The sequence below is a fragment of the Legionella sp. PC997 genome, assembly GCF_014109825.1.
Lineage (GTDB): Bacteria > Pseudomonadota > Gammaproteobacteria > Legionellales > Legionellaceae > Legionella.
Genome location: NZ_CP059577.1, coordinates 121,657 through 133,618 on the forward strand (window position 1 = coordinate 121,657; position 11,962 = coordinate 133,618).

The following is an 11,962-nucleotide window of genomic DNA, read 5'->3' on the forward strand; positions in this document are numbered from 1 at the left end:
GTGATTAAATATAAAATTTGGGAGGAAAAAACTTGAAGAATCATTTATTATACAGGGCGACATCCATGTTAATTATTTTTTCTTAACAGCAATACATTATAATTAAAGGTCTGAAATATTGGCAACTTATCATGGGTGATGCAATTGTGGCTGTAACGTAGAGGAATTACTATATGACTATTATTGATGCAAGACCTACCTGTTTTTATCATCCGATAAAAGTCATTTTTTTAGATGATAACAGAGCATTTTTGGATGCGTTAGATTTAGAATTTGGCCAAAAGTTTAATATACTAACACTTACAAGCTCAGATATGGCTTTTCATCTTATTGATAACGATTGTCAAGATATCACCCAATCAATTTTCAAATTAATGAATGATGTGAATTTAGATACTACTAATGATCGAGTTATTGGCTTTGATGTTAGTAACATGTTAAATCAGCTTTATCATAAAGCAAGGTTTGAGAATGCACCATTGTTAGTTGTGGACTATCAAATGCCCGGTATTAACGGAATTGAATTTTGCAAAAAAATTAAAGAGAAAAAAATCTTTAAAATTATGCTAACGGCTGAAGCAGATAAAGATACTGCGATAAAAGCTTTCAATCACGGTTTAATTGATAAATTTATACTCAAGACAAGTGAAAATCTATATCCAGAAATTACATTAGCTGTGGATGACCTAACTCAGCGCTATTTCAGAGAGTTAACAAAAAATATAGTTAATGCGTATGAAAACTCCATTAATAATTTATTTGATAATGAATTATATCAAAAATTATTTGCTAGTGTTCTAATACAAGCACAGGCTGTTGAGTATTATCTAGTTGATAACTCAGGTAGTTTTTTATTTCTTGACAAAGACGCCAAACCTACATGGCTTATCCTTAGACACGTAAAAGAGCTGTCAGATCAATTAGATTTAATGCGGGGATATGAGCTACCCGAACAGACCATGGCCGCTGTTACAAAAAAAGAGAAAATATTATTCTTGTTATCAGAAAAAGAATATAAAAAACCAATAGCTGAGTGGATTAACTATTTATTTGATGCGCAAAAGCTAGATAACAATTACTACTACAGTATTACCAAAGATCATTTAACTGATTCTATAGATTGGGGAAGGGTGGTTTCATATTCCTCATATCTAGCAGAGAGATAATTTGTCACAATTATTCATTAAAAAGAGATAAAAAATAATTTTCAATCTTTGAAGTTTGCTCACGTATAGCGCTCATAGAATATAAAAATTTTTCCATCTGCTTTTGGTTAATATCGACGGTATCCATTGACTGTGAAATTGTATTCATGAAACTCGAAGCAGATTTTGTCATGCTGTTGATGATAACAATTGAGTTTAAAAAATCGTGTTTTAATTTATCTTTATCCGTAGAGTTCATGTTGAATTCCCGTGTGCAAATTGAAAAGGTGGCTCTTTACCAACAATTGTTTTAATCCATGGCACTTGGCGAAATCGATCTCGCGAATGGCCAGTGGCAAGATGAACGTCAATAAACCCCTTATCAAAAAGGAGTTTTGCGCAATCCTCGCCTCTAACATTGTTTCCTAGATCTGAGTCAATATAAATAAGAGTATTCTTACAATAATTATTTATTTCATTTACGAACTCATCAAATGACGAATAGGTTGAAATACTTTGTCCAGCCTCTTCAGCCGCAAAGATCCAAGTCATTCGCATCATTTCATCATCATCAATAAAAACCACCGTATTTATAAGTTCTTTCTCTGGAGTCTCAATAATTTTAATATAAGGTACATAAGATTTTGGTATGATTTTAACGCCAATATTTTCACATCGATTTCGTATAGCAATATCTTCAAAGCAACTGGTAACTAAAATAGCTTTACCATTTAAATTAAGCTCTTCAATCACATCTAAACCATTTTTAATATCAGCGAGCAACTCATAATCCACTAAATATAATATTGGAGTTTTTGGATCAACTTTATACTGAACTAAGTCGATCGCGTTATAAAAATGAAACATTTTAACGTGTGAAATATTTGAAAACCGTTCATTCCATGCGTCATGGATGGATATATCGTCATCTAATACGACAATATTAGTACCATACCTAATATTCATTGAGTCACAGAACCAACTAGGGGGGTTAGACCTAATTAGAGTGATATGAATTTTTGTCCCAACTTTTTCTTCAGAGTGAATATGCATTGAACCATTGATCTGCTCTAAATATTGTTTAGCATAAGATAAACCAAAACCAGCACCAGTTTTCTTATTAAAGCTAAATCCTTGCTCTGTAACCTTTGGCAAGATATCGGGAGGAATGCCGCAGCCATTATCTTCAATAATAATTTCGACATGCGTAGTATTGCATGTTAGAGAGATAATAATAGAGCCATTAGAATTAACTGCCTCAATACCATTATTAATGAGATTAGATAGAACGCGCTTAAAAGAATCAGGGTGTATCTTAGAAAAACAATTATATGAGTGGTCGGACCCAAGTAAGTTGATTTGGATTTTGGTTGCGTAATATTCATATCTTTTTTCTGCAACGATATTATCTAAAACTACAAATATTAATTCTGGAGAATTATTCATATATATTTCACTACTTTTACAGTCAAGCAAATTATTTTTAGATTGTAAGAGTAGGTTATTAGCAATATCATTGATTCTTTTAGCTGCATTTCTGATCATAATGCGTTTATTTTCAGGAATCGATGTTACATCTGATAGTGCGGTGTTTATTGCCGCTAATGGTGATCGGATATCGTGAGCAACAAGCTCAGCAATATTTTTTCTTACCTCGTAATAGGCTTTTTCTTTCTGTAAATTGATTATTTCTCGATGTTCATCAATAAATTTATTAGCAATTTGTCTATATTCATTAATTTCAACTTTTGCAAAATCAACAGCATTATTACTTTGATGTGATGAAATAAAATCAAGCAAGTATTCGGTATTGTTTGCTATTTTTTTTCTCATAGAAAGGAATAGAAATAAGAAATTAAAAAGAAATATTCCAAGTACGATCAATAAAATTAACAAAAGCCCATAGGACACTGGCAAAGTATAGATAGAATTATATTGCTTACTTGCAACCACCGAGCCCAATATCTTTTCATCATTTTTAATTAATGTTATACCGGAAATTTGCCCATTATCTTTTTTGCATAGAAGGTAATTATTTTTGCTGTTTTCTTCGCAAGTACCTACATCTTCAATTTTATTTTTTAAAGGAACAAATTTTATTGAGTCTAGTTTGCGTTCATTACCTAAATTGTATAGGACTAAATCAAGAGCATCCTTATTATTAAGAAGCTGATATCTACCAATTTCATCAGTGGTAAATGAGTCATTAATAATTAAATTTCTGGAAAAGACACTCATCTGATTATGAAAATAATCTTTTGCAAGCATGAGTATAAATCCAAAAATAATAAATTGGATTAGAGCAGAATATGCCATTTTCTTGATAAAAATTGCTTTGATTGAAGAGCTTTTATTTTTCATAAGCATATCCATTGCTATTAACTGATAAAATAACGTAATTGGTCGATCGATAAAATTGACCATTATTTAAATAAGCCCCGGTAATGCCAATATAATCAGTACTTAATATGCTGTTTGTATTGACGATACCGGTTCTATTCAATGCTTTCAAAATAATCTTCATCGAATCATAAGTGTATGCTGCCAATACAGTGGGTTTTTCATGGAATTTTTGAATATAAATATTTTCAAATTTAGTTAAAGCATCATAGGGCTGTATAAAATCTAAATTGCGGATAAAATGAGAGTGAATTACTTTATCATTTAGTCGCATAAAAAATGTTTGACTAACTGAAGAACCAAAGTTTTCTGTGCCAATAAAAACAGTGCTATGGTTATTCATAATATTGGCAATTTTTGCTGATGCTATTGCACCTGACAATAAAAAAACATATTGATATTTTCGTTCATTCAAAAAAATGCTCAATTTTCCCTCTATATCGCTGTCATTTTCTAGAAAATCAAATGTAGAATATTGTACGTGTTCCTTTTTTAGAATGCTGGAATACACTTCCTTATACTTTAGCATCTCATCACGGTTAATTTCCGTTATAAGCAACACGTTGTTTATATTTTTATAGCGCTCATGTAAGTAGCTCATCATTTTTTCAGCTTGGTAATTATAGCTTGGCATAAAGATAAAAATATTCTTAGGTAATTGATCAGAGTTGGTGGTGCTAGCGTAGGAAGTAAAAATAGGAATGGTGTCATTTTTCTGTTCTTTTACAGCTAATAACAAGTCTGATAGATATTCAAACCCAATAATTGCAGAGCAAGAGTCATTTACCATTTGATTATAAATATGCATTGGCTCCAATGGTCTGTTATTATAAAAATAACTCTTAATCACAACTTTGTTAGAGAGATCATTTTCTTCTTTGGCAAGATATGCTGCATTTAAAAAAGACTGACCATATGATTTTAAATTTTCTACAATCCTACCGGTCAAACATATTTTAATTTTAGATTGTGCGTGAACAACAGGGGATATTAGTATAGAAAACAATAAGATGATTGCCTTAGAGCTATTTAATAAATTCATTTAAAAGCTCACTAAAACGATCATTCTCTTCTAGATGTGGGTAGTGAGACGATTTATTGAAAGTTATAATTTCATGAATGTTCGACAATGCTATTTGGTGTCCGTTCATGACAAAATCGTGAAAACCATTTATCCATAATTTACGTATTTTAAGCTCATTAATATTAACAGAAAAATTGGCTTCTTTTGAATAAAGATCTTTTCTTACACTGATAAACGTGTTCATATCCAATGGTAGATTGATCTTTTTCTGTGCATTTTGAACCAAATTATAATATTCTAAATTGGCCCAATATAAATAAGGTCTGTCTTTATTTTCTTGGAAAACTGGAGTTAATTGTTCTGATAGTTCCCAGATTTTATTAAGGTCAAGATTATTAATTTCATTTAATATTTTGTTATATAACTCTAAATTACTTTTTTTCAGATAGGATAGGTCTAGCATTAAATTATTCAAACGAGGTGTTAGTATTGATTGAGCGGTAGAAACAAAAACACCAGGGATGGTCGACTCATAATTTTTGTAGTAATCAAAAAGAAGTTTTGCACCATAACTATGTCCAATCAAAGCATGGATGTTAAGATTAAAATGGTCATCAAGGTATAGAATTATTTTTTGCAAATCATTTATATTATCTTGCTGTAATACTAACTTTTTAATTTTATTAGATTTACCGCAATTTCGTTGATCATACAGAATAATATTGCACTGGAGAGAATTAAATAAATTATGATGATCAATAAGATACTCTATGGTTCCACAATTGAGACCAGGGCCACCATGAATGAAAAGAGCATAAGGTAGACTCGAGCTTTTAGTAAATCTGATTATATAAAATTCTTGATGTGGCAAAATATCTTTTTTGTAAGCTTTCATTAGTAATTATTTTCTCGAAATATTCTGCGGATCCATACAATTGGGGCTGCAAATTTAATGGCGGTATTTTTTATTTCTTTTTTCACTAATGTAGTTTTTTCATTTAAACAAACTAAGTCATAGCGAGCTGGTTCTTGTCCATGCCTTAAGATCCTGACAAATACTTCATCATTGTCCGCAATAATAATACAATCTTTGCCAATGGCACTCTCAATGTTGTTGACTATTATACCGCCAACATAATTCCCAGGGTATAAGAGAGGGATCATGCCATCATCTTTTATAACGGTGTCAATAGAGTGTTGTAGTTCTCTGAATAGTAGTAATTCTTTAGCTATGTGGCTTTCGTCACCCTCTTGGATATCTAAATCTTTTGTGATTTTTGTGGCATTTTTACCAATGCCATGCATTAACCATGATTCTGTGCAATAAATATTTAACTCTTTAGCTCGTTTAACGATTTTTACAGCCCCCTGCTGGGATAAACCTCCTCCCCATGCTAATTCCCATCCTTTTAATGATTGAGCAGTAAAATTAGAATCGCGACAAAAATCTTCTCGTGTAAAAGACAGGAGATGCTCGCGTATGAATCTTATTCTCTTGCCCCGAGACTCGGGGATGAAACATTGTCTATTACAGGATTGCTCATATTTAAATAATTCAGTCAGGTGCATGTTTATTCTATGATATACCAAAATGGTTAATAAATCTTCGTAAGAATTTACCAAAAAAATAGTATAAAAAACATCAAAATACAATGCGTTATAGCATATTAGGTATGACAAATCATTATAAATTTACCTTAATGGTAAAAAAATTATTGTAATTTTTACCATTGGCTGATAGTCTTATCTAATAAATTAGATAAATAAAAGGATTTGTTGATGAAGTTTGATGTTGAGTTATACATTAATGCTAGGAAACAAATAGAAAAAAAGTTTCAATTATTACCCTATGGTCCTAGATTAATTATTTATGAACTATTAAATCTTGCAAATCCTCTTACGGGAATTGTATCTGACATTAGTTATCGTGATCTATCAAGATCCTTAGAGATTAAAACCGCTCCAGGTCGAATCAACAGTGGTGTTCCATCTAAGCAAACCATCAGAAATTTCATAAAGTCTATAGAACATGAGTGTAGCGAATACTTTCAAGTTATAACTGAAGGGCAAAATTTAAAATTTATATTCCCAGAGGTCCCTAAGATCTATAATCAATTGATTATAAAGAAAGAAGTTAACACAGATCTTAATTCACCTAAATCCCTTATAGATTCTGATAGAGAAGGAGATTCAGAGGGAAAATCTAACATAGAAGTTAACAGAGAAGCTAACACACTAAAGAGCTCTGCAAAGAATATTAATATATTTAATATAACTAACTCAAACAAACAAACTGAAATTGCGAGCAATGATTTTTGTTGCAGCAAAAAACCAATTTGCGATGACTTTTACCCAAACACAAAAACCATCGAAATGGCATTTTCCATGGGACTAACCAAAGTAACTGACAAAGAAGAAATTCAGGCGTTTATCAAGCACAACAAAAAACAAAACACTCTATGGGCTGACTTTAATCCAGTATTCATTAACTGGCTTGAGCGAGATGCCCAATACATGCAAAAACAACTACAAAAGGCACAAGGACAATTAAGGAGTCATCACAATGAGCGTGGTACAAATCAAAGCACTCTTAACCAAACAGCACTTGAGCGAGTCAGCGAACATCATGGCATTTCAATCGACTCACTCTGGGACACCTCAGGCAATGAACTCAACTCCGGTTCATTTATCGAAGGAACACTTGTCCAGCCTCTGGATGAAGCTGACTGCAATATACGGGCAACTTTTTATCAGTAAGCATGGAGTGAATGATACAGGAGTTTGGTTTGCTGCACTTAAAGATTTAACTCCAAAAGCATTAGACAGTGGTGTGGAGCGATTAATGACATTGAGTAAAGGCGACAAGTTTTGTGAATTTCCACCCAATTGCCTGCAGTTTCGAGCTTTGTGTCTTGGCTTTTATAGTGATTTGCGCCTGCCTTCTGCTGCCGAGGCGCATAGGGAGGTTTTAAACAGCGCTTATTCAACGAACCCAAACTGGAGTCATGCAGTGGTTAAATTTACTGCCAAAAGACTGGGGCTTAAATTTCTGGAAATTGATAATGAAGGCCATTCTTTTGCAGTATTTAAAGAGGCATATGAACGGGTATGTCATTTAATGAGACAAGGACACCAGATCCCGGAAATTAAAGAGAAGGTGCTGTGCACTTTGCCTCAATCAAAAGACATTGCAACAACACACCTTGCGAAAATTCGCCAGTTATTGGGAGTTGCATGATGAAACAAATTCCATGTTTAAAACTGTTTACAAAGGAAGAGCTGTACTGTCTTTTAAACGCCTGCTCTGAGTCATTAGCTCTGGCCTATCAGGAAATCCCTGAATGCGATTTCTGGCACATTGCAATGGAGGCACGATTGGCATGCGAAGCGCTTCGATTCGAGATTGATTCACAAAAAAAAGAATATTCAATTCACTAACCAATAAAAGGAACACAGCATGTTAATACTTACACGTAGAATAGGCGAAACCGTACTAATCAATGATGACATTTATATCACCGTGCTCGGTGTTAAGGGTAATCAAGTCCGCTTAGGGTTCGATGCACCACAAGATGTAATTATTCATCGTCAGGAAATACATCAAAAAATTAAAAAAGAACAATCTCTGTTTTTAAATAAGCCTGGTCAGTGGAAGGAAGCACGGGGCGTACAGACTCATTAACCATTCAAATCACCATACTAACGAGTTAAGGGAATAATATGAAACCATGCATTAACCAGATACAAAAGGCAATTACCACTTTAGCTTTAACTGGATCTTTTGCCCTGTTGGTGAGCTGTGCTGCAACATCAACAGTGATCGAACATCGTAACTTAGAAACAGATACAAAACTCAGCCAAACGATTTTTCTTGATCCTGTGGCTCAAAGTCAAAAAACGATTTACATCACAATTAAGAATACTTCTCAAGAGTCATTATCCATTGATAAGTCACTAAAGCAGGCATTAGAAGAACATGGCTATAAAGTGGTTGGAAATCCATCCAAAGCCCATTACCTGCTGCAGGCCAATATTCTTAAGGTGGGAAAAATGAGCGCGTCTGCAAGCCAATCCGCGCTAGGTGGCGGGTATGGCAGTGCATTGGCAGGGGCAGCAACAGGAACTGCACTGGGTGCATTAAGCGGTCATTCAAGCACCATGATTGGTGCAGGTATTGGTGGGGGAATTATTGGTTTGGCTGCAGATTCTCTAGTCAAGGCAGTGAATTACACGATGATTACCGATGTACAAATTTCTGAGCGCGTTGGAAAAGGTACTGTTCATGAGCAGTTTAATTCCAACCTTCAAAATGGCACTGCATCTGGAACCACACAGACATTGAGCAAACACAGTGATTACCAACGCTATAGAACGCGGGTGGTATCCAATGCCGATAAAGTCAATCTGAGTTTTGCAGAAGCACGACCCGCATTGGAACAAGGTCTGGTAAAAACATTAGCGGGCATTTTTTGATGCAGCCTGATTAGAGCTTCATGAAAAAAGTGCATAGGATTTAAAAAACAATAATGAGTTAAAGAGGGAATAGTAATGAGAATCAATGTAATAGCAGGACTTATCATCACCGCACTGGGTTCACCCTGTGCTGTTGCAACCAGTTCGAATCACTACGATTTAGAAAGACCAATTTTTGATACGTCTTATCAACTCAACCAGATTGCCAAAGAAAACAATTCCGATTTATGTTCTGGAGATGTCGCAATTGCTGCAGCCTACCTGGAATCAGCAGGAGCCCAATTGCAGCATCATAAAAAAGACAGTGCAGTTGTTTCTATGGCTTATGGATACAATGAATTAAAAGCAATCAGCAATGTAAGAAGCTACTGTACACATTTATCACCGAAGGTAAAACCCTATCTTGCACGAGTTATTGTGATGAAAAGTGAACTTGAGAACATCAACATACCAGAAACAGACCAAACATCGGACTAATTTTAAAAGCTTAAGTTCATAACAAAAATAAAAGGAGCGCTCAATGAACCCAATTAAAACACTCATGCTGTCGATGACCCTCATCGTTGTGAGTGGAGTTATTCATGCAGAGCCCACAACACTGCCTGAAAACAATTTTAAGATTAATCAGAATCTGACTGCCGTTTCAACTGAAAATGATGAACAGGATGTCGAATATTTTAAACACATTCTTTCCAGTGGAGCGCTTTTTACGCTTTTGCTAGCAATGGATAAGGAGGTTCCTGACATAGCAAAAGCAGTTGAGTATGTGGCTTTGTTCAAAAAACTGGATTCTGCAAATCACCTACTGACGCAAATTTTAGTTGAACTTAAAAAGAACAACCACCTATTAAGTCAAAGCATGCTTGATAAAGGAGTAACCATGGATGGATAAGCGCTCTTTATAAAACCACAAAAACACGATTCATTAAATAAAAAGAATAAAAAATGAGCACAAATTGGGGCTCAGGGGGATTTTTTTAACCAAAAAAGGAGAATGTGATGAACTATAGAACAGCAATGAACGATTTGAGCATTAAAGGATATCTGTATGCCAGGCAGCTGCTCCCTTTTTTAATGATTGGTTTGGCACTGTTGTGTTTGATGCCAGACTCCTGTTTTGCTGCTGAGAATCGGCTTTCTGGATTAAAAGAGGAAGTAAAGGCAACCTTTGGAGCGGATTCAGATCTCCCTTATTTTCTTTTGTTAGCAGAAGGGCTTGCAGGGGCTTATGCCTACATCAAAACCAAAAATATCGCAGTCCTTGCGGGTGTTCCTGTATTGATGGTGTTTACTCACTGGGCATTGAAATAATGGCTCGCAACTACCAAACCTTTATGCTCTCTGATGAGCCTAAAATTGCGGGTATTCCTGTTACCACAGGCCTGCCCATTTTTTTACTCACGGGAATTGGGCTTTTAACAGGACTTGCCTATCAGCTTTTTATGATAGGCGCAGCCCTAAGCGTTGCGATGCATATCAAGTATGGAGGACTGCCTCTGCGGAGTCTGTTTGCCATCGTATACTGGTCGCTGCCTCACAGGTTAACGTCCCTTGTATTTCGAGCTTTTCCCGATTCTGCCAACCGAATTTATATCAGGTGATTTAATGGATACTTCATTTCGTGATAATGCGATTGCAAAAAACAGACTGTTATTCAAGCTGACACTGATTTGGGCGCTATCGAGTACGTTTGCAATTATTGTCCTTTGCGCCTTAAATTTTTATACCTTACTGCATAAGCAGGTTCACTGGCTTCCAGTGTGTACTGGTCTAGAGTTTAGCATTGGTGATAAAGGCTATTCACCCGAATACCTGAAAGAAATGACGCAGAAAGCTGCTGACTTACGCCTGACCTACAATCCTGAGACCATTGATGCACGCTACACCATGCTGTCTCATCTGATTCCAGCGAAATACCAGGAATCGTTTTCCAAACTATTGGATGCCGAGCGAAAAACAGTACATGAAAAAAATGTAAGCTCAGTTTTTTATGTTGAAAAAGTATCCGTGGATGTCTCTAAAAATCAAGGTCAAATCGAAGGGCAATTGTATCGCACAAGCCATGGGCTTCAATTAAAGCCACAACACAAAATGTATCGAGTGCAGTTTTCACATCAATCAGGCCTTTTAAATCTTGTGTCCATTCAGGAGATACACCATGACTAACTCAATTTATGATCAAGTTAAAAAAAACATTCTTCTTATAAGTTGTTTGTGCTCAGGAATTGTTTGTGCAAGCACAGCTCCTTCGGTCATCGCTTTTGAAGAAGGAGAGCAGTTTAATCTGACCTTATCGAGTATTAACTTTAATCGTGTGTTTGTTGAAGGGGAATCGATCACTAAATTAAGTTACCCAGAGCATGCTATTACAGTAGATAAAAGTGAGATGGATAACCCTGAAAGCACGGATTCTTCGGTGTATATAAAGCCCAATTTTCAAGTTCCCATTACCCTGTTCCTAACTACAGATAAAGGACATCACGTATCACTTACCCTGACACCTGATGAATCGGTTGGAAAAACCTTAAGGCTTGTGCCGCGCGCTCAAACAAAATTGAAATTTGTGAAACTGGATACCCCTGATGCCAGTGAAGTAGATGAGGCAATCGCTGCCATGAAAGCAGGGGAGACCCCCAAAGAATTTAATGAGAAACGAATTACTCCACGTTCTTTTTACATTAAAAAAAACATTAAGGTAACTCTTGAAAAACAATATCAGGGGAAGCGTTTCACCGGCTTTATCTATCGGTTAGAAAATACATCAAATCATGAGCTGGCGCTTACAACCGCCTTATTTGCCCATAAGGACGCAGAATCCCTGTCATTAAGTGATGAGGCGCTCCCACCTAAAAAAATCGCTTATTTATATGGGTTATACAGCAATCAGGGATAAACCAGAAGCTGCTTAAAATGAGTTGGA

17 protein-coding genes are annotated in these 11,962 nt (G+C 35.2%); 12 read left to right on the forward strand and 5 right to left on the reverse strand.

All coding sequences use genetic code 11. From position 1 onward, the window contains the following. The first annotated feature begins 173 nt into the window (after positions 1–173). A complete protein-coding gene (locus tag HBNCFIEN_RS17050) occupies positions 174–1,166 on the forward strand; it encodes a response regulator (RefSeq protein WP_014845164.1) in 993 nt (330 codons plus the stop codon). A gap of 10 nt (positions 1,167–1,176) precedes the next feature. Here HBNCFIEN_RS17050 and HBNCFIEN_RS17055 read toward each other — a convergent pair whose 3' ends face one another. The 5 genes from HBNCFIEN_RS17055 to HBNCFIEN_RS17075 are packed head-to-tail and all read right to left on the reverse strand — an operon-like array spanning position 1,177 to position 6,138. Continuing rightward, positions 1,177–1,404 (reverse strand): hypothetical protein, encoded by a 228-nt coding sequence (locus HBNCFIEN_RS17055; RefSeq protein WP_019350432.1) that lies wholly within the window; start codon positions 1,402–1,404, stop codon positions 1,177–1,179. Further along, positions 1,401–3,506: a sensor histidine kinase KdpD gene (locus HBNCFIEN_RS17060; protein WP_041174156.1), complete on the reverse strand. Its 2,106-nt coding sequence runs from the start codon at positions 3,504–3,506 to the stop codon at positions 1,401–1,403. The genes HBNCFIEN_RS17055 and HBNCFIEN_RS17060 overlap by 4 nt, the downstream gene beginning before the upstream one ends. Further along, positions 3,496–4,587 carry an ABC transporter substrate-binding protein gene (locus HBNCFIEN_RS17065; RefSeq protein ID WP_014845162.1) on the reverse strand — a complete coding sequence of 364 codons (1,092 nt, stop codon included), beginning with the start codon at positions 4,585–4,587 and terminating at the stop codon, positions 3,496–3,498. The genes HBNCFIEN_RS17060 and HBNCFIEN_RS17065 overlap by 11 nt, the downstream gene beginning before the upstream one ends. After that, a complete protein-coding gene (locus tag HBNCFIEN_RS17070; RefSeq protein WP_014845161.1) occupies positions 4,571–5,464 on the reverse strand; it encodes an alpha/beta fold hydrolase in 894 nt (297 codons plus the stop codon). The genes HBNCFIEN_RS17065 and HBNCFIEN_RS17070 overlap by 17 nt, the downstream gene beginning before the upstream one ends. Beyond that, positions 5,464–6,138, reverse strand: a complete 675-nt coding sequence (locus HBNCFIEN_RS17075; RefSeq protein ID WP_255464429.1) for a helix-turn-helix domain-containing protein — start codon at positions 6,136–6,138, stop codon at positions 5,464–5,466. Before HBNCFIEN_RS17075 ends, HBNCFIEN_RS17070 begins: the two co-directional genes overlap by 1 nt. A 210-nt stretch (positions 6,139–6,348) precedes the next feature. On the opposite strand from HBNCFIEN_RS17075, the gene HBNCFIEN_RS17080 reads away from it, so the two are divergent. The 11 genes from HBNCFIEN_RS17080 to traK all read left to right on the forward strand — a co-directional run bounded on the left by HBNCFIEN_RS17080 (position 6,349) and on the right by traK (position 11,935). Further along, entirely contained in the window at positions 6,349–7,326 is a 978-nt protein-coding gene (locus HBNCFIEN_RS17080) for a hypothetical protein (protein WP_014845159.1), read from the forward strand. 7 nt (positions 7,327–7,333) lie between these two features. Continuing rightward, entirely contained in the window at positions 7,334–7,807 is a 474-nt protein-coding gene (locus tag HBNCFIEN_RS17085) for a hypothetical protein (protein WP_223499707.1), read from the forward strand. Further along, positions 7,804–8,007, forward strand: coding sequence for a hypothetical protein (locus HBNCFIEN_RS17090; RefSeq protein ID WP_014845157.1), 204 nt, complete (start codon positions 7,804–7,806; stop codon positions 8,005–8,007). Before HBNCFIEN_RS17085 ends, HBNCFIEN_RS17090 begins: the two co-directional genes overlap by 4 nt. A gap of 19 nt (positions 8,008–8,026) precedes the next feature. Continuing rightward, positions 8,027–8,251, forward strand: coding sequence for a carbon storage regulator CsrA (csrA, locus tag HBNCFIEN_RS17095; protein ID WP_014845156.1), 225 nt, complete (start codon positions 8,027–8,029; stop codon positions 8,249–8,251). Positions 8,252–8,289: 38 nt separating this feature from the next. Further along, on the forward strand, positions 8,290–9,042 hold the full coding sequence (locus HBNCFIEN_RS17100; RefSeq protein WP_014845155.1) for a complement resistance protein TraT: 753 nt from the start codon (positions 8,290–8,292) through the stop codon (positions 9,040–9,042). 75 nt (positions 9,043–9,117) lie between these two features. Continuing rightward, the gene (locus tag HBNCFIEN_RS17105; RefSeq protein WP_014845154.1) at positions 9,118–9,519 is read left to right on the forward strand and encodes a hypothetical protein; all 402 of its coding nucleotides are present in this window, start codon (positions 9,118–9,120) and stop codon (positions 9,517–9,519) included. A 43-nt stretch (positions 9,520–9,562) separates the two neighbouring features. Then, complete coding sequence (locus tag HBNCFIEN_RS17110; protein WP_014845153.1) at positions 9,563–9,934, forward strand: hypothetical protein; 372 nt, start codon at positions 9,563–9,565, stop codon at positions 9,932–9,934. A 107-nt stretch (positions 9,935–10,041) separates the two neighbouring features. Continuing rightward, complete coding sequence (locus HBNCFIEN_RS17115; RefSeq protein ID WP_014845152.1) at positions 10,042–10,353, forward strand: type IV conjugative transfer system pilin TraA; 312 nt, start codon at positions 10,042–10,044, stop codon at positions 10,351–10,353. After that, the gene (gene traL, locus HBNCFIEN_RS17120) at positions 10,353–10,643 is read left to right on the forward strand and encodes a type IV conjugative transfer system protein TraL (protein ID WP_014845151.1); all 291 of its coding nucleotides are present in this window, start codon (positions 10,353–10,355) and stop codon (positions 10,641–10,643) included. The genes HBNCFIEN_RS17115 and traL overlap by 1 nt, the downstream gene beginning before the upstream one ends. Before the next feature lie 4 nt (positions 10,644–10,647). Beyond that, a complete protein-coding gene (locus HBNCFIEN_RS17125) occupies positions 10,648–11,208 on the forward strand; it encodes a TraE/TraK family type IV conjugative transfer system protein (protein ID WP_041174155.1) in 561 nt (186 codons plus the stop codon). Beyond that, on the forward strand, positions 11,201–11,935 hold the full coding sequence (traK, locus tag HBNCFIEN_RS17130; protein ID WP_014845149.1) for a type-F conjugative transfer system secretin TraK: 735 nt from the start codon (positions 11,201–11,203) through the stop codon (positions 11,933–11,935). Before HBNCFIEN_RS17125 ends, traK begins: the two co-directional genes overlap by 8 nt. Positions 11,936–11,962: the final 27 nt, after the last annotated feature.

Coding starts and splice junctions, on each gene's coding strand:
- HBNCFIEN_RS17050 (WP_014845164.1), top strand. CDS start 174: ATGACTATTATTGATGCAAGACCTACCTGTTTTTATCATCCGATAAAA.
- HBNCFIEN_RS17055 (WP_019350432.1), bottom strand. CDS start 1,404: ATGAACTCTACGGATAAAGATAAATTAAAACACGATTTTTTAAACTCA.
- HBNCFIEN_RS17060 (WP_041174156.1), bottom strand. CDS start 3,506: ATGAAAAATAAAAGCTCTTCAATCAAAGCAATTTTTATCAAGAAAATG.
- HBNCFIEN_RS17065 (WP_014845162.1), bottom strand. CDS start 4,587: ATGAATTTATTAAATAGCTCTAAGGCAATCATCTTATTGTTTTCTATA.
- HBNCFIEN_RS17070 (WP_014845161.1), bottom strand. CDS start 5,464: ATGAAAGCTTACAAAAAAGATATTTTGCCACATCAAGAATTTTATATA.
- HBNCFIEN_RS17075 (WP_255464429.1), bottom strand. CDS start 6,138: ATGCACCTGACTGAATTATTTAAATATGAGCAATCCTGTAATAGACAA.
- HBNCFIEN_RS17080 (WP_014845159.1), top strand. CDS start 6,349: ATGAAGTTTGATGTTGAGTTATACATTAATGCTAGGAAACAAATAGAA.
- HBNCFIEN_RS17090 (WP_014845157.1), top strand. CDS start 7,804: ATGATGAAACAAATTCCATGTTTAAAACTGTTTACAAAGGAAGAGCTG.
- csrA (WP_014845156.1), top strand. CDS start 8,027: ATGTTAATACTTACACGTAGAATAGGCGAAACCGTACTAATCAATGAT.
- HBNCFIEN_RS17100 (WP_014845155.1), top strand. CDS start 8,290: ATGAAACCATGCATTAACCAGATACAAAAGGCAATTACCACTTTAGCT.
- HBNCFIEN_RS17105 (WP_014845154.1), top strand. CDS start 9,118: ATGAGAATCAATGTAATAGCAGGACTTATCATCACCGCACTGGGTTCA.
- HBNCFIEN_RS17110 (WP_014845153.1), top strand. CDS start 9,563: ATGAACCCAATTAAAACACTCATGCTGTCGATGACCCTCATCGTTGTG.
- HBNCFIEN_RS17115 (WP_014845152.1), top strand. CDS start 10,042: ATGAACTATAGAACAGCAATGAACGATTTGAGCATTAAAGGATATCTG.
- traL (WP_014845151.1), top strand. CDS start 10,353: ATGGCTCGCAACTACCAAACCTTTATGCTCTCTGATGAGCCTAAAATT.
- HBNCFIEN_RS17125 (WP_041174155.1), top strand. CDS start 10,648: ATGGATACTTCATTTCGTGATAATGCGATTGCAAAAAACAGACTGTTA.
- traK (WP_014845149.1), top strand. CDS start 11,201: ATGACTAACTCAATTTATGATCAAGTTAAAAAAAACATTCTTCTTATA.